The 17,179-nt window shown below is 43.1% G+C and carries 17 protein-coding genes and 1 pseudogene; 6 read left to right on the top strand and 12 right to left on the bottom strand.

Annotated features, from left to right (window positions below):
* From CEX98_RS07495 to glnS, 8 genes are all read right to left on the bottom strand, one after another.
* Positions 1-426, bottom strand: a 426-nt coding sequence (locus CEX98_RS07495; RefSeq protein WP_099641477.1) for a glutathione S-transferase, incomplete at its 3' end; no start/stop codon positions are given.
* 301 nt (positions 427-727) lie between these two features.
* A complete protein-coding gene (locus tag CEX98_RS07490; RefSeq protein WP_099641476.1) occupies positions 728-1,081 on the bottom strand; it encodes a DUF1428 domain-containing protein in 354 nt (117 codons plus the stop codon).
* Between the two features lie 13 nt (positions 1,082-1,094).
* Entirely contained in the window at positions 1,095-1,484 is a 390-nt protein-coding gene (locus CEX98_RS07485; protein ID WP_099641475.1) for a YciI family protein, read from the bottom strand.
* Between the two features lie 85 nt (positions 1,485-1,569).
* Complete coding sequence (locus tag CEX98_RS07480; RefSeq protein WP_099641474.1) at positions 1,570-2,418, bottom strand: YciI family protein; 849 nt, start codon at positions 2,416-2,418, stop codon at positions 1,570-1,572.
* 153 nt (positions 2,419-2,571) lie between these two features.
* Positions 2,572-3,846, bottom strand: a complete 1,275-nt coding sequence (locus CEX98_RS07475) for an RNA polymerase sigma factor (RefSeq protein WP_099641473.1) — start codon at positions 3,844-3,846, stop codon at positions 2,572-2,574.
* Positions 3,847-3,990: 144 nt separating this feature from the next.
* Positions 3,991-4,464 carry a DUF1203 domain-containing protein gene (locus tag CEX98_RS07470; protein ID WP_099641472.1) on the bottom strand — a complete coding sequence of 158 codons (474 nt, stop codon included), beginning with the start codon at positions 4,462-4,464 and terminating at the stop codon, positions 3,991-3,993.
* Positions 4,465-4,551: 87 nt separating this feature from the next.
* A complete protein-coding gene (locus tag CEX98_RS07465) occupies positions 4,552-6,378 on the bottom strand; it encodes a protein kinase domain-containing protein (protein WP_099641471.1) in 1,827 nt (608 codons plus the stop codon).
* Between the two features lie 59 nt (positions 6,379-6,437).
* The gene (glnS, locus tag CEX98_RS07460) at positions 6,438-8,102 is read right to left on the bottom strand and encodes a glutamine--tRNA ligase (RefSeq protein ID WP_099641470.1); all 1,665 of its coding nucleotides are present in this window, start codon (positions 8,100-8,102) and stop codon (positions 6,438-6,440) included.
* A gap of 266 nt (positions 8,103-8,368) precedes the next feature.
* Between glnS and CEX98_RS07455 the strand changes: the two genes are divergently transcribed.
* The gene (locus CEX98_RS07455) at positions 8,369-9,439 is read left to right on the top strand and encodes a DUF3083 family protein (RefSeq protein ID WP_099641469.1); all 1,071 of its coding nucleotides are present in this window, start codon (positions 8,369-8,371) and stop codon (positions 9,437-9,439) included.
* Between the two features lie 47 nt (positions 9,440-9,486).
* Here CEX98_RS07455 and CEX98_RS07450 read toward each other — a convergent pair whose 3' ends face one another.
* The 4 genes from CEX98_RS07450 to CEX98_RS07435 form a co-directional block, all read right to left on the bottom strand.
* Positions 9,487-10,341 carry a pirin family protein gene (locus CEX98_RS07450; RefSeq protein ID WP_099641468.1) on the bottom strand — a complete coding sequence of 285 codons (855 nt, stop codon included), beginning with the start codon at positions 10,339-10,341 and terminating at the stop codon, positions 9,487-9,489.
* Positions 10,342-10,433: 92 nt separating this feature from the next.
* Entirely contained in the window at positions 10,434-10,841 is a 408-nt protein-coding gene (gene fos, locus CEX98_RS07445; RefSeq protein WP_099641467.1) for a fosfomycin resistance glutathione transferase, read from the bottom strand.
* A 99-nt stretch (positions 10,842-10,940) separates the two neighbouring features.
* Positions 10,941-11,867, bottom strand: coding sequence for an electron transfer flavoprotein subunit alpha/FixB family protein (locus CEX98_RS07440; RefSeq protein ID WP_099641466.1), 927 nt, complete (start codon positions 11,865-11,867; stop codon positions 10,941-10,943).
* The gene (locus CEX98_RS07435; protein ID WP_099641465.1) at positions 11,864-12,616 is read right to left on the bottom strand and encodes an electron transfer flavoprotein subunit beta/FixA family protein; all 753 of its coding nucleotides are present in this window, start codon (positions 12,614-12,616) and stop codon (positions 11,864-11,866) included. Before CEX98_RS07435 ends, CEX98_RS07440 begins: the two co-directional genes overlap by 4 nt.
* A gap of 176 nt (positions 12,617-12,792) precedes the next feature.
* On the opposite strand from CEX98_RS07435, the gene CEX98_RS07430 reads away from it, so the two are divergent.
* The 5 genes and pseudogenes from CEX98_RS07430 to CEX98_RS07410 form a co-directional block, all read left to right on the top strand.
* Positions 12,793-14,442, top strand: coding sequence for an electron transfer flavoprotein-ubiquinone oxidoreductase (locus CEX98_RS07430; protein ID WP_099641464.1), 1,650 nt, complete (start codon positions 12,793-12,795; stop codon positions 14,440-14,442).
* A gap of 85 nt (positions 14,443-14,527) precedes the next feature.
* Positions 14,528-15,004: an acyl-CoA thioesterase gene (locus tag CEX98_RS07425; RefSeq protein WP_099641463.1), complete on the top strand. Its 477-nt coding sequence runs from the start codon at positions 14,528-14,530 to the stop codon at positions 15,002-15,004.
* Between the two features lie 17 nt (positions 15,005-15,021).
* Complete coding sequence (locus tag CEX98_RS07420) at positions 15,022-15,768, top strand: EAL domain-containing protein (RefSeq protein WP_099641462.1); 747 nt, start codon at positions 15,022-15,024, stop codon at positions 15,766-15,768.
* A gap of 136 nt (positions 15,769-15,904) precedes the next feature.
* Positions 15,905-16,666, top strand: coding sequence for a response regulator (locus CEX98_RS07415; RefSeq protein ID WP_099641461.1), 762 nt, complete (start codon positions 15,905-15,907; stop codon positions 16,664-16,666).
* Between the two features lie 174 nt (positions 16,667-16,840).
* Positions 16,841-17,179, top strand: a pseudogene (locus tag CEX98_RS07410) (transposase); the annotation flags it as partial.

Here is a 17,179-nt window from a genome sequence, read left to right as displayed (position 1 = left end):
CATGTGTTTCAAGCGGCTATGTAAAAATCGCTCTATCGCTTTGCCACCATCACTCTCAAAAGTATCTCCAGAAAATCTCAAAATTGTCCATGGAAGAGTTGCCATTTCTACAGAGTTGAGCGCGGCGAATAACCACTGTATTACCGATGATCTATTTTCTGTGGATATTAACTCATCGCTATGTTCAGCGATGTATAACAGACCAGCGCCACTTTCGAATATGTCCTTATCTTCATGACTAAGCCAAGGGACTTGGCCAAATGGTTGATGTAAATAATGCGCATTTTCTCGTTCTTTGAAAGCGGTAAGTTCTATATCATAGGGTATGCCCGCCTCTTCTAGCGCCCAGCGCAAGCGAATATCCCTGACATATCCTCTTGGCAGCTCAGGCACCCAATCAAACGTGGTAATGGTAAAGTTCGGCATATATCTGCTCCATGTCAATTGGACTGATAACTCAGCCCAATTTAATAACTAACCCGAGGTTTGGATAAGGAATGTTCCAACTCATTGTTGCTAAAGCACAACTTAGTTTTTTCCTTGTCTGGCCAGAGAGTTTTAGGGAAAACACCGCTTCCGCGTACTGCTCTCGCTAAGGTACCTACATCCTGTAGGCAAGGCGAATTTACGCACCAATAGCTGGCTATTGGAAGTGAATTCAACGCAGTTAGCGCTAAAACTGGCTGCTAGAAAGGCATTAATTATCCGCAGCTCAGGTTAACTAAGGTTAACACTCTACTATTGTCTTAAAGCCACCATAGATAAGCCTTTTGCCATCAAACGGCATTGGATTAGCTTCTTGATCGCAAATAGGATCTTTAAATACTTCTGCCATTCCAGCATCACGGACTTCTTTTGAAGGCCAAGTGATCCAGGAAAACACCACAGTTTCATCAGGCTTACATTTTACAGCCAGTGGAAAAGAGGTAAGCGTTCCGTCAGGAACATCATCCCCCCATGCCTCAACAACGCGTTCTGCTCCAAACTTTTTAAACACTTTTGCCGCTTTACTGGCATGTGCACGATATTCTTCACGCTTATTGGTGGGTACAGCGCATACAAAACCATCTATATAACTCATTTTTCCTCCTAAATTAATCACGTTTTTGTGCTTCATAGCTGACATTGTTCTCGTCTTGCAACTCGCGAACTGGCCGAATTTCGATGCTGCCATAGCGCGCTGGCGGAATTTTGCTAGCCGCTTGGATGGCCTCATTTAAGTCTTTGACATCAAGTAAATAAAAGCCCGCTAGCTGCTCTTTAGTCTCTGCGAATGGACCATCGGTAATATCGACTTTACCCGCTCGTATCCGCAATGTTGTCGCACTTTGAGTTGAGAGCAACGCGTTACCCCCTATCATCTGCTCGCGCTCTTTTAATGCTTCCCCACACAAGATACATTCACGGTTAAGTGCGTCCCATTCATCTTGTGAGAGCTTTTCCATTGCTTGTTCATCGTAATAAACCAAAGCGACATATTTCATTGTGTGTCCAGCTCCTTATTAATTGGTATCTGAATAGCGAGTATCTTTTGCTGCTCGCTTTGACTTATCTATTCCGTACTCGTGGTCAATTAGCGGCGTTACTAGGTAGCATCACCATCCACCCAACACCGAATTTATCAACTACTTGACCATAAAGGGGGGACCAAAATGTTTCTTGTAATGGCATTCTGACCGTGCCACCATCTGCTAAAGCATTGAATGCCCGGTGAGCTTCTTGTTCAGAATCAATGGTTATAGACAGGCTAAATCCTGCAAACGAAGCATCATCACCACAGCCGTCAGATGCAAAAATCTTCATATCGCCAATACAAAACTCACAGTGCATTACTTTATCTGAGAAGTTTTCTGGTATTGCGCCATCAGGGATAGGATCTGGACTTTCGTTAAAGCGCATAAGCAGACCGACTTTGGCACGTAGATGCTGTTGATAGTATTCAAGTGCCTCTTCGGTACGCCCTGCAAAAAACAAATAATTGCAAACATGCGCGGTTTGCATCGCAATCTTTTGTCTTAATTGTTCTTCGTCTTCGAGGATTTCGCCGCTGGGATCGATATCCGCAAAGTCAGCCATTTCATAAAACGGTCGAACTTCAATATCAGATTCCTCATTCATGGGATTAGGGCAGCGCTTAACCCATTCTAGCGCCTCTTCCATTGATGTTACTTCCCAAACCCAATAACCCGCAATTAACTCATTAGTCTCTGCAAAAGGCCCTTTAGTTACAATGCGTTCTTCGCCTTTAAAACGAACGCGAACTCCCTCTTTACTCGGCTTTAAGCCGTCACCAGAAGTCATTATTCCAGCATCAACTAAAGCATTATTGAATTCTCCCATCGCAGCCATTAATTCCGCTGTTGGTAGCTCCCCTGCTTCAGACCCTTCACTTGCTTTTACAATCACCATTACTTTCATCGTCAATTCTCCTGTTGTCTTTTGCAAATAACCTCAGGTTAAATAGAGCTGAATAACCAAAGGTTACCTGCGGTTTTAGTAAATAAAGAGCTCTATACACTCTAGTCGAATGCATTCTTTAGAGATCGACAAAGTAAGGAAAAATTTTTTTAATTAATTTTCACCGAGCTTGAGAAGCTTTTGTTTGAGAACCCTTTGCTCTGGTAATTGCGTTGTTAAATTGAGAGCTGTTTTAAATGCATTAATCGCACTAGCCGTTCTGCCAGCACGAGATAATAGTTCGCCATAAGCCGCATGAGCCAAGTGATACCTTTGCATTTCTTTGTGCTCAAATAGCCGCTCTATAATGGTTATACCCGCATCCGGCCCCTCTTTCATAGCGATTGCAACCGCTTGGTTGAGCTCAATAACAGGAGACGGGCTCACTTGGTGTAGCTGAGCATATAATTCAACAATCTGTGACCAGTCTGTCGCCGCTGCAGTTGTCGCAACAGCATGAGTCGCAGAGATAGCCGCCTGAATGGTGTAAAAGCCATATTCACCGGTGCGCATTATTTCAGCGACCAACTGCGTACCTTCTGCAATCATATCTTTACTCCAAAGGCTTCGGTCTTGATCTTCCATTAAAATGATGTCACCGCTGGCATTGGTGCGCGCCGCCTTTCTAGCATCATTCAAGAGCATCAAGGCGAGTAACCCCGCCACTTCTGGATCTGACGTTAGAGAATAAAGTAAACGAGTTAAGCGGATGGCCTCCGAAGTCAGTTCACTGCGTATTGCAAGTTCGCCTTGTGTTGCTGAATACCCTTCATTAAAGACCAGATAGATAACCGTGAGCACCGCATCAAGTCGGTTGTTAAAGTCAGTGTCGTCTGGCAGCTCGAACGGAATACAGGCATCACGGATCTTCGCTTTGCCGCGCACAATTCGTTGTGCCATTGTTGTGTTTGACACCAAAAATGCACTGGCAATTTCTTCTGTTGTTAGTCCACAGACCTCCCGCAGAGTAAGCGCAACTTGTACTTTTGGATCAATAGCCGGATGGCAGCAAGTAAAAATTAACCGCAATTGGTCATCTTCAATTGCATTGGCGTTTTGCTCTTGAGCTTGGCCTGCGATGTCAGAAACCCCATCCAAGTCAGTAGCAGCAACTTCTAGCTTTTCTCTTTGACGTTGCTGTTTACGTATTGCATCAATGGATTTAAAGCGACCAGTAGAAATTAACCAAGGGACTGGGTTTTCTGGCATGCCTTGAGTAGGCCAATGTTTTAACGCCACATTAAACGCGTCTTGCAATGCTTCTTCCGCTAACTCAAAGTCACCTAGAAGGCGGATCAGTGTGGCGTAAATTTTCCGGCTTTCTTGCTTGTACAGCACTTCTATAGACTTACGAATAGCATTGCTATCGCAAGCGAGTTGATTGCTCATCACTTTCCTTCGTCAGCTAGGTTATCGCCATTTGAATTGGTATAGTCACTATTTCATAAATCAGCAAGAGCCTCAACTTGACACCATCAACTCTGAAAGACTCAGCAGATTGGTTTTAGCCCGGGCAGATCCACCTTCTTTTTCCTATACTCTGCTCGCGATGCAATTAAAGCAACCGGGGTTTGCATTGTGAATATGCACATATTCGATTTTATGGTCATCAAATATGGTATGGAGGCAGTCTCTAATTTCCATTCCTTTTACGATTTGCGCCTCAATCATTACACCCAAGCTGTCGTAGGCCCTGATGGACAGTGATCTGGTTTGCAAGATTTCCGGCACTTCATTAACTTTAGGCTCTGCCAGTACTGCATTTTCCCTCACAAAGATAGGCCCAGAAGAGCGATATGGCGATAAAGTAGTATGGTGCTGATAATGTAATAACAACACCACCTCCCCAATCTCAGCTTCTTGTAGGGAAACGCGACAAGGATAGCCGGGTTTAGCGTCAACGACGAGCTTCTTAGCATGTAATGCCGCTAATTCTTCATCGCTCAAAGAAAACAAATGCTTAAATTGTTTGTAGTCAATCGCGTTAATTTGAAATTGTGTTGTCATGTTTACCACTCCTGCTTTCACTGTAATTAGTGTAAAGAACTAGTAGTTAATGACTGGCCAGAAGTGGTACTAACACCTAAGTAGCACCTAAGTGTTAACAACAAATGTTTTGGGGTTTTTGGGAAAGAAAAAGTCAGGCTGACGGTCGCATAAAGCAAACTCACGTGTATTTTTATAGGGCAGCTTCATAAACCCTGCTACGCCATAATCTTGAATACTAACCGCGTATTGCATGATCCGAGTCAGTAGCGCCTTAAATTGCGCTTCTTTATTAGCATCAAGTAGCCGGTAGTAATAATGGATTTTCATCCTATCTTGCAACGATTCAAAAATGATGCAACCTGTATGGTGGATCTGATTTAACTCGAACACGCATTGAATTATCTGTCTGGGCAGCTGCAGCTGTTCATCTGGATCTTTGCCGTCTTCAAAGTATGAATGCGGGCGTGTAATTTCATTGCTCGAAATATCGCTAACGCTAAATTCTAGTTCTGGCAGATGGTTAAATTGGAACGCACCAGTGCCGTCACGAGTCAATTGAATAGTTTGCCGCGCGTCGAACAAACAGCATTTAAACAAGCCTTTTTGTTTGATCCCCTGCGCAATCATTACGGTGGCGTTCAACGCGTCTTTAAATGCAAGACTCAATGTTTCATCGTGTAAAATAAGACTCGACTCAACAAATACCTGGGCGTCTTTCCAATGAAAACTAAGACCACCAACGACCGGATATTTTGCTAGTCTGCTGATTGAGGCCAAAAAGGCTTTCTCGGTATCGCCGGTATCAAACAAAAACTCTTTATAATATCTATCTAATTGCGCGTCGTTTACGTCTCTTAGATTGTGTTTATCGTCAGCACGACGCAAAAACTGCTTGCGTGAGCTATAGACGACCGTTTCAGGCTTAACTGTGGTTTCGTAGGTCCAAAAAGGAATGCGGGATTTTTTCTCTGACAGTGTTAAATCCGGTAAATACATTTTTGCCATTGCTGGCATATTACGAACAAAGTAATCCCCAGCGCTATCCCTTGTTGCTTTGTCTTTGCTAAGCATGCCATCCAGCACCTGCGCAAATACTTTTGGCAGCCCCAAAGCGCTAGCAGGAATGACCTGAGCACCAAAACGACATGATTGTGCACTGGCCAGTGCATAAATCGTCGATGCAACGCCTTGTTCATCGAAGCGAGGGGAAGATTGTGCACCCGACATTTGTTCATCGCCAATAAAATACACATCTCCCATCCGAGCGTTAGTCGTACTTACATCAGATGACATCAAATCCATGATATTGCTCGCGATAGGCTCGCCATACACGTCCACCTGAGCATAGACTGAGCTTCCCCAATCAACTAAAGAGAAGCCATCTGAGGCTTCATCCCAAACGATATTAGATGGTTTAATGTCTCCATGCACAATGGGCTGAGGTGACATGCCATTGCGTCTCTCGCGCAAATCAACCAAAACGTTTCGCAGTTTAAGTGCCAAACTTACTAATTCATGCGCGCTGAAACGGCCTTTTTTAAGTGAGACTTTTTCTAAATCTTCTCCCGGAGCACGCTCCATCATCAAAATGCCCTGCTTTTTTACTCGCTCAAACGCGTAAAACTTGGGCACCATTGGGTTGTCAATTTGCGACAACATGTAACCTTCATCTTCAAGCCTATCGCGCACACTCTGAGCTAGTGTGATCCGAGAAAACTTAAATACCCAGTCTCTGCCTATATCGCTCGTACCCGCAAATACAAAGCCAAACGCTCCTGAGCCAATAACTTCAACATTTTTATAGCCCAGTAAAGAGAGCTGTTTTTTACAGATATTAAGCCATTGACGGTGCTTTTTTGCGTCATGATGAGAAAGCAGGTAGATGGACTGCTGTTCGTTGATATAAAAATGTTGGATGGATTTTTCTGACATAGGTCGCGGATAACGTTAAAGCAATAAAAAAGGCCGGCATAAGCCGACCTCATTCGGTATTAACCTTGCTGTTCTATTTTAGCCCACGAGTCACGTAGACCAACAGTTTGGTTAAACACTAGCGCCTCAGACTTGTTGTCTCGGCAGAAGTAACCCAAACGTTCAAATTGATAACCTTGCTCAGGCTTAGCGTTTGCTAGCGCAGGCTCAAGCTTAGCATGTTCAATTGTCACTAATGAGTCTGGGTTGAGAACTTCTGTGAAGTCTTCTGCAGCCGCTGGGTTTGGAACGGTGAATAAACGGTCGTACTGACGTACTGGTGCTTCGATACAGTGCGAAGCAGATACCCAGTGAATTACCCCTTTCACTTTACGGCCATCGGCTGGGTTTTTACCAAGCGTGTCTGAGTCGTAAGTACAGTAAATAGTTGTAATGTTACCGTTTTCGTCTTCTTCAATACGCTCGGCTTTAATAACATATGCATTACGAAGACGCACTTCTTTGCCTAGTACCAAACGTTTGAATTTTTTGTTCGCTTCAACACGGAAGTCTTCTTTCTCGATATAGATTTCACGCGTAAACGGAAGCTCACGTTCGCCCATGTCTAGTGTTGGGTGATTTGGCGCTTGTAGCATTTCTACTTTGTCGGCATCAAAGTTTTCGATCACAACCTTAACCGGATCCAGCACAGCCATCGCCCTTGGGGCATTTTCGTTTAAGTCGTCACGGATACATGCTTCAAGCATGCCCATTTCAACCATGTTATCCATTTTGGTTACACCAATACGCTTACAAAACTCGCGAATGGCCGCAGGTGTATAACCACGACGACGAAGACCTGCAATTGTAGGCATACGTGGGTCATCCCACCCTTCAACATGATTATTTACGACTAGGTCATTGAGCTTACGCTTTGACATCACAGTGTATTCAAGATTTAAACGAGAAAACTCGATCTGCTGTGGGTGACAATCAATGCTGATATTATCTAACACCCAATCGTACAAGCGACGGTTGTCTTGGAATTCTAGCGTACACAAAGAGTGTGTGATCCCTTCAAGCGCATCCGAGATACAGTGGGTAAAGTCATACATTGGGTAAATACACCACTTGTCACCGGTTTGGTGGTGATGTGCAAAGCGTACGCGATAAATAATAGGATCGCGAAGTACCATGAATGAGCTAGCCATATCGATTTTAGCTCGTAGTACGCATTCACCTTCTTTAAACTCGCCGTTTTTCATTTTTTCGAATAAGGCCAAGTTTTCTTCTGGTGAAGTATTACGATAAGGGCTGTCTTTACCAGGTTCAGTTAGCGTACCGCGATATTCGCGAGCTTGGTCTGGTGACAAAAAGCAAACATAAGCCTTACCATTTTCAATAAGCTTAACGGCATAGCTGTATAATTTGTCAAAGTAGTTAGACGAGTAACAAATCTCACCATCCCACTCAAAGCCAAGCCAGTGTACGTCTTCTTTGATAGATTTGACGTAATTGATATCTTCTTTTTCTGGATTGGTATCGTCAAAACGTAGGTTACATTTACCTTGGTAATCTTGGGCAATACCAAAATTTAAGCAAATTGATTTAGCATGGCCAATGTGTAAAAAGCCATTTGGCTCTGGTGGAAAACGCGTGTGTGTTGACGCATGTTTGCCACTAGCAAGATCCGCATCAATAATGTTGCGAATGAAGTTTGATGGGCGATTTTCAGTTTCCGCCATAGGAAATCTTTCCTCTGAATTATGCTCTTAGTTAACCTCGGCATTATTACAAAAACTCAGCAGAACTTACAGCTATTATCTGCGCTGTATCAAGATTTCTTTATTTGATTATTTGTTAACCGCATTTTTGTGACAAATTTTGTTCTAGCGCAATATTTTCGTCACAACTTCATCCTATAGTTGCGCCATCTGAGTGTTTATTAACTAACCTGAGCGTATGTTAATCAAACATTCCTAAGTCAAGTTACCGAGGAAAGGACCAAGTAATGGCTTCAATGAATTTAAATCGTGTTTACATTTCTACTAAAGCGAGAAACAACCACTATCTTCTCGCAGAGTTTAAACCGGACGACGAATTTTACGCATGTTTTGACTCAAGTGACGCCTGTTACGAGCGCTTATCTAGACAACTATTTGCGCTATGTGATGAATACGAACTGCATAATGTTCATGTTATCGCTAACGACAAATTGCCTGTGGTACGTTACCACGATGAAGCATACACAATGCAAACGCAAAAACAGATTTTGTTTTTTTATAATCCAAAGTTTCACGAAGCGCATCAAACGTATATCAACCCGGGCTATCAATCCCGTAAAATTCGCTTATTATTCTTAGCAACAGGTAACGAACTGCGGGCAAATGCTGCTAACTTTCACAGTAAAGTAAAAAAAGTACTGGGTGCACTAAAAGAAACTATGGTAAAAAGCACGCCGCAATTTAGGGTACGTGATCACCAGCACTTGACGTATGACCTATTTGCCAAAGCAAAAGGTGATAAAGAATCTTATGGCTACAAACTAAGGGCACTCTACCCGCGATACCAAGCACGTAACTGCTCATTACCAGAAACACACAGCGAGATGACCTATGCCACATTTAATATACCAGTTTCTCGTGCTATTAAAACAGAATATCAAAGCCAAATGCATCCAGGAGACTACGGTCAGTTTTATCGTACGTTAGAAGATGCCTTCTTATCAGCTTGTGCTGATAAACAAATGAATATGGCAGCTATGGTTGCGGATGGTCGTTTGCCTATCATCAGAAGTGCTAAAATTGATAAGTCCGATACCAATCGCGAATTACAAAAGCTCAGCTTTGATACAAGCTCAGGCGATAAACAGGTCTATTCTTTGTTTAATGAAGCCAACTTAGTTGACACTATACGCTTTGTTATTGTTGCAAACGATAAAGACAAAAAAGATATGGGTTATGGCCGTTTTATGAACCATGTTGAAACCACGATTAAACGTTTTGTAGAGCAGCTGCCTATTAACATTGAAAAACAAGATGTTAACGTGCGATTCTTTCAGCATATTAGCTACGACTACTAATATGTGCACATGGGCGCTCGCTTATTTATTGTAGCGCCCAGTATCGCTTAAGGTAATGGAATATGCTCGAGCCGATCTGCTGGAATGAGATCAAACTTTTCTTCACGCCAATCTTGTTTGGCTTGTTCAATGCGTGCTTTACTAAATGACACAAAATTCCAGTCTATATACGGTATTTTTGTAAAAGCTTCTCCACCAAGCAAGATTACACGGCTATTTTCGCTAAAGTGTAATTGCAAGTCTTGCTCTTCAAGTAGTATAAATGATTGCGGACCATATGATTTATTGAACACCGTAACTTCGCCGTAAATAACATATACACCCACCTCTTGTGTTTGGCTTGGTCTTTCTATATGCCCTCCGGCTTTTGCCATTACATCAACGTAAAACATCGATGAAAAGGTTGGTACAGGTGAATGCAAGCCATAAGCACTGCCAATGATCACTCGTGCCATCACGCCCTCAAGCTGTCTTGTTGGTAATTTTAAGCGAGTGACGTGACAGAAGCTTGGCTCCACTTCTGCATGTTGTTCTGGTAATGCAACCCAACACTGTAAACCATGAATAGCATGAGGTTGTGCTTTGGTTTCAAACGACTCTCTCTCGGAGTGCACAATTCCGCGTCCTGCCACCATCCAATTCACGTCCCCTGGGTGGATCTCAAGTTGATTACCAAGGGAGTCGCGATGAAGCAAACTGCCTTCGAACAAATACGTTAGCGTTGCTAGCCCTATATGTGGATGCGGTCTTACATCAATACCGTCACCGGAACTGAATTTACCAGGCCCCATTTGATCAAAAAAGATAAAAGGACCAACCATACGCTTTGCACGCTGAGGCAACACACGGTTGACTGAAATGCCACCAATATCATGGGTTTTGCCCGTAAGCTGAATTGCCACTACTTTGCTCCATTGTGTTTTGTTTTAGTATGGAAGCCAAAGCTAGGAAGTAAAATAATGAATTAAAGATACAAGTATTCGATAAAATAGAATCACAGCGTTTTATGCCAAATAAGACCTGAATATGGTTGCTGTTGCAAACTTTTCAATCGACTTTGCAAACCACCGCAGTGGATCTCTAATTTGTGATGATCGGGGTCATAAATATAGAGCGAATCTCCTTCGCTGCTATTTTGCTGCCATACATCAACCCCCTTTGCCATTATCGCTTGAGAAAAAGCGGTAAAATCTTGCGCAGCAATATTGAACGCAATGTGACTGTAATCTAAGCTCGGAGATGGCTCTCCCAAAGACAAACAAAACCATACGTCACCAAGCGTTAAATATGCCCCTTTATCCCAAGTGACCCAAAGCTCACATCCCAGCAAGTCGCAGTAAAAATCCAGTGATGTTTTTAGGTTAGACACTGTGATTGTGATGTGATTTAACCCGGTTAGCACATTCCCTCCGCAAGGCATGAAAAAAGCCGCGACCAAAGGTACAACGGCTTTAACAACCAGAATTATTACGCTTTGTGTAGGCTAGCTACACTACAAGACTTACAGCGCCTGCTCAAGCTCTGGTAGCGCATCAAATAGATCCGCAACCAAGCCGTAATCGGCTACCTGGAAAATAGGCGCTTCAGGGTCTTTGTTTATTGCCACAATCACCTTAGAGTCTTTCATACCTGCAAGGTGTTGGATGGCACCGCTGATCCCCACTGCAATATACAGGTCCGGTGCGACTATTTTGCCAGTTTGACCCACTTGCATATCGTTTGGAACAAAGCCAGCATCAACCGCAGCACGCGATGCACCAATTGCTGCACCTAACTTATCTGCAATGCCGTTAAGTAGCGCAAAGTTTTCGCCATTTTGCATGCCGCGGCCACCAGAAATCACCACAGGTGCCGCCGTTAGTTCGGGACGTTCAGATTCAGTTTGTTCAATACTCACAAACTCACTAAATTGAGACGCAATACTTTGCGAGCGGTTATCAATGTCACAAGCTGTTTGTGAGTTTACCGCATCAAATGCTGAAGCACGTACCGTGATCACTTTTTGTGAGTCTAGTGATTTTACAGTGGCAATAGCATTACCTGCATAAATTGGGCGCTTAAACGTGTCTGCGTCGATCACGTCTATGATTTCTGAGATTTGAGATTTATCTAGCAACGCGGCTACTCGTGGGGCTATATTTTTACCCGTAGTAGAAGCCGAAAATAAAATATGAGAAAAATCTCCGGCTAATTCAACAACCAGCTCCGCTGTATTTTCTGCTAATTGATGTTCAAATTCAGTATCATCAACCGAAATAACCTTTTGTACGCCTGCCAGTTGCGCCGAGTGATTTGCCGCTTCAGTAATATTGTGGCCCGCAACTAACACTGTGATCTCGCTTGCGATTTTAGTCGCAGCAGCAACGACCTTTGCGGTTTCAGGTTTTAGTACACCACTTTCGTGCTCAGCAATAACTAATACGCTCATGAGATCACCTTTGCTTCAGTTTTTAACTTGTTTACCAACTCTTCAACACTTTCAACCATCACCCCACCTGAGCGCTTGGCTGGCTCTTCGACTTTTAACAGCTCAATGCGAGGTGCTAAATCAACTCCGAGCGAATCTGCCGCGATTACATCTAATGGTTTGCGTTTCGCTTTCATGATATTTGGTAACGATGCATAACGAGGCTCATTTAAGCGTAAATCGGTGGTAATGATAGCAGGAAGCGACAGTGACACGGTTTGTAAGCCGCCATCCACCTCGCGAGTAACTTGTACTTTATCACCTTCAATCACTACTTTAGAGGCAAATGTCCCCTGTCCACGCTGGGTAAGTGCGGCTAGCATCTGACCTGTTTGGTTGTTGTCAGAATCAATAGACTGTTTACCTAAGATAACTAGCTCTGGGCTTTCTTGTTCTACAGCCTTAGCAAGTAGTTTTGCTATGTGCAGTGATTCTAGCTTGGCATCCGTTTCAATATGAATGGCTTTGTCTGCACCGAGAGCAAGAGCCGTTCTAAGTTGCTCTTGGCAAGCTTTGTCGCCGATGGATACTGCAATCACTTCCGTTGCCGAGCCGGCTTCTTTTAAGCGCACCGCTTCTTCCACTGCAATTTCACAAAACGGATTGATTGCCATTTTAACGTTGCTCAAATCAACATCACTGTTGTCAGGTTTGACTCTTGCCTTTACGTTGTAATCAATCACGCGTTTGATTGGCACAAGTACTTTCATGGTTACTCCATCATCTGGTTATTCTCTAAGCTGACGTCTACGTCAACAAATTATTTTATTGGATTCAGACTACTTCCTGTTGACGTAAACGTCAACCTCAAATAACCTTAGTTTAACGAAATTCAAACTAAAGCCTCTCTTTAGTTAATCTACCGTCAAATAGTGTGAGGTTAGTAATGGTCGAACGTGAAACCATGGAGTTTGATGTTGTGATAGTTGGCGCAGGCCCCGCAGGCCTGTCTTGTGCTATCCGACTCGCTCAACAGGCGCAAGAAAAACAACAAGAATTAATGATCTGTGTAGTCGAGAAAGGCTCGGAAGTCGGTGCACATATTTTGTCAGGTGCAGTGTTTGAGACTAAGGCACTCGATGAGCTTATCCCTGATTGGGCGGGAAAAGGCGCACCTGTCACCACCAAAGTCACAGCTGATGATATCTATTTATTTAAAAATGAGCAAAATGCTACCAAGCTACCTCATTTAGTGGTTCCAAAAACATTTAAAAATGACGGCAATTACATTGTTTCTATGGGTAATGTCTGCCGCTGGCTAGCCGAACAGGCAGAGCAGCTCGGGGTAGAAATATTTCCAGGGTTTAGTGCCCACTCATTGATTGTCGAAGATAAGCAAGTAAAAGGAATTATTACCGGTGACATGGGCCTAGATAAAGAAGGTCAGCCGAAAGATAGCTACATGCCAGGCATGGAGCTGCGTGCAAAATACACTGTTTTTGCGGAAGGCTGTAGAGGCCATTTAGGTAAAACGCTAATAGCTGAATTTGATCTCGATAAAGATGCTTCCCCTCAACATTATGGTATTGGTTTTAAAGAAATTTGGCAGGTTGATCCAAGCAAACATAAAGAAGGCTTAGTGGTTCATGGCACAGGTTGGCCGCTCGATAACGACACGCACGGTGGCTCATTTATGTACCATGCCGAAAATAACCAAGTCGTCGTTGGCTTAATCATTGACTTGAACTATAGCAATCCACACTTAAGCCCGTTTGATGAATTCCAACGCATGAAACATCACGCTACTTTTGCCAGTGTACTCGAAGGGGGTGAACGTATTGCTTATGGTGCAAGGGCAATAGCCAAAGGCGGCTTCCATAGTTTACCAAAAATGCACTTCCCAGGTGGTTTATTGGTGGGCTGTGATGCAGGGACTCTGAATTTTGCCAAAATTAAAGGCAATCATACTGCCATGAAATCAGGTATGCTTGCGGCCGACGCAATCGTTGAAGCCCTTACCCAAGAAAACGCACCTTCAGATCTACACAGCTTTGCAGACAAATTTAAAGCAAGCTGGCTTTATGATGAACTGTATCAATCACGTAATTTTGGCCCAGCCATGCACAAGTTAGGCCGTATTATGGGCGGTGCCTACAATATGATTGACCAAAATATCTTCTCTGGCTCTTTGCCATTTACGATTAAGGATGAACATCATGACTACGCCCAGCTTAAACTGGCATCTGAAGCAGATAAAATCTCTTATCCAAAGCCGGATGGTAAGTTAAGTTTTGATAAACTGTCTTCTGTGTTTTTATCCAATACCAACCATGAAGAAGTTCAACCGTGCCACCTGCATTTAAAAGACGCCGAGATCCCAATTAGCGTTAACCTTGATAAATTTGATGAGCCTGCTCAACGCTACTGTCCAGCAGGTGTTTATGAGGTGAGCGAAAATGAGCAAGGTGATAAACAGTTTGTGATCAATGCGCAAAACTGTATTCACTGTAAAACTTGCGACATAAAAGATCCTAGCCAAAATATCACTTGGGTCACACCTGAAGGCGCTGGTGGTCCGAACTATCCCAACATGTAATGCCAATTTATCCTAAATTGCCGGGGCGAAATGCCCCTTTCTTTCCTATACTTAGCGTATCTTTCACGTGATAAGAGCTAAGTCTATGTCGCAACAATCCGTCACCTTTAGATTTCTAGCAGAGCCCACTGACGTCAACTTTGGCGGCAAAGTACATGGTGGGATGGTCATGAAATGGATAGACCAAGCCGGGTACGCTTGTGCAGCTGGCTGGAGCGGCAGTTACTGCGTTACCGTTTCGGTTGCTGGAATGCGCTTTCACCGACCGATTTTAGTGGGTCAAATTGTTGAAGTGTCTGCCCAAATTGCTCATACCGGTAATACCAGTATGCAAATTTTTATTAAAGTAAGGTGTGGTGACCCCAAAACCCAAAGACTGGTCGAAACCAACCACTGTATCATTAGCTTTATTGCTATGGATCAGGCTGGCTACCCTATCCAGATCCCTCAATTTAAAGCGAAAACGGAAGAAGAAAAAAAACTAGAAGCATACGCTGTTAAGATGAAGGAAATAGCGATACAGACAGAGTCTTTGCTAGAACAGACATTTAGCGGTAAGTAATTATAACAGGAAGGACAATGGAAAAAATCATACCGACTCAGTGTAAATGTAAACGAAAGCTTGATTTTGATATTACCATGGCATTTCAACCCATCGTTGATATACAAGCTCGCGCTGTCTTTTCCTACGAAGCCTTAGTTCGAGGCAAAAATGGCGAGAGCGCTTATGAAATACTCAACAACGTCAATGATGAAAATCAATATGCTTTTGATCAGCACTGCCGAGTCACTGCTATTGAAACCTTTTCACAGTTGAGTAAAACCGACAACCTAAATATTAACTTTATGCCTCAAGCTATATATGAACCTCAAGCCTGTTTGGCCACAACGATCAAAAGTGCCAAGCGCTGCCAGTTTCCAGCACCACAAATCATCTTTGAAGTGACCGAACAAGAGCAAGTTGTAAGCCGAGCCTTTTTGACAAAAATATTTAAAACCTATCGTCAAAACGGTTTTAAAACCGCTATTGATGACTTTGGGGAGGGTTATGCTGGGCTAAGTTTATTGAGCGGCTTTCAGCCTGACCTCATCAAACTAGATATGTCGTTAATTACTGATATTGCCACCAACCCAGCAAAACAGGCTATTCTAAAAGGCATTTCACTGACATGTGACTTGCTTGGTGTAAGGCTCTTAGCGGAGGGCGTTGAAACGAAATCTGAGTATGAATACCTTAAACTATCCGGTATCAAATTAATGCAGGGATATTATTTTGCCAAACCACAAGTCGAGTCCCTTCCAGCAGTCGATTGGAGCAAGGTATAATTAGCTTGCTTATTAATAACACATTAAAGCGTCTGCCATTGTTTACAACCGAATAGTAGAGCTTGGTGGCAGTACTTATTAACTGGTCGGATGTGTGGTATAGTTAACCCGTATTTTTGGGTCAGGTTGTACAGCAGTGAGAAACGTTACATTTTTGGTGGTCGATGACTGTTTAACAGTTCGAAACCTTGTTAGAAATATCATCCATACTCGGTTAGGCTCAGACAAAGTATTGTTAGCCAAAAACGGCCAACACGCTCTGCAAATATTGGATTCTGAAAAAGTTGATATCATCATTTCAGATTGGAATATGCCTGAACTCAATGGTGAAGAGCTGCTATATCAGGTACGTAATCATAGTAAGCTGAAAGACATCCCCTTCATTATGATGACTTCAAATGGTGGACGTGACTTTGTAATTACTGCAATACAAAATGGCGTAAGCCACTTCGTCGTTAAGCCATTTAAAGCCGACAAACTTGAAGCAGCTGTCAACAAGTCGTGGAATAGCGCAAGTAAGCGCCAGTCGGTTAGACATTCGGCATTACCAGAGCATCAAATACACATCACTACAAGACCTTCACTCACTACTGGCCAAGTGATCAATATTAGTCACACCGGAATGCAGATCCACGTACCTTACAATGAAAAGTTGAGACTGTTTCAATTAACTCAGTTCGACCTTGTGTTTCACGATAATATAGATGCATTGCCACTGTATTTAATTGGCTTGACAGGCACAATTGTTCGCATTGAAGCAAGTGACGAACAAACACAAGATTGCCTTTTGGGAGTCAAGTTTACACTGGATGCGTTTACAAACACGACCACAGCAAACTTAAATGCGTTATTAACTTACCTTGATGAGCAAGCCCCTGATGAAGTAGCTAACTGCTGACGAATGGAGTACTTAAATTGTTGACACCCACTTTTAATTATCAATATCTCACTTAGATCATATTCAAAAGCAAACTTTTTTAAATGACACCCACCTTTATCCATCTCTAATTTGCAAGCTCATTAGATGTCGTCTACGCTCTAACTCTGAACTCAAAGGATTGAGGAAAAAGCGATGGCTACTGCCCGTAAAAAACTGATTAGTTTAACCGACACCAAATACTACCACTGTATCTCACGCTGCGTACGCCGTGCATTTTTGTGTGGTGAAGATGCGCTTACTGGCAAATCCTTCGAACATCGTCGCGGTTGGATTGAGGAAAAACTCCTAGCGCTAGGCGCTGTATTTTGTATTGATGTGTGTGGATATGCGGTGATGAGTAACCACTCTCATCTTGTTCTACATGTTGACGATGATGAGGCTAAGCGATTATCTGACAAAGCCGTTGTGATACGGTGGCATGAATTGTTTAAAGGCAACGCCGTAACGCAAAAGTTTGCCAACGGCGAATCA

The sequence above is a fragment of the Pseudoalteromonas piscicida genome (genome assembly GCF_002744175.1).
Classification (GTDB): domain Bacteria; phylum Pseudomonadota; class Gammaproteobacteria; order Enterobacterales; family Alteromonadaceae; genus Pseudoalteromonas; species Pseudoalteromonas piscicida_B.
This window is presented reverse-complemented; position numbering and strand designations above follow the sequence as displayed.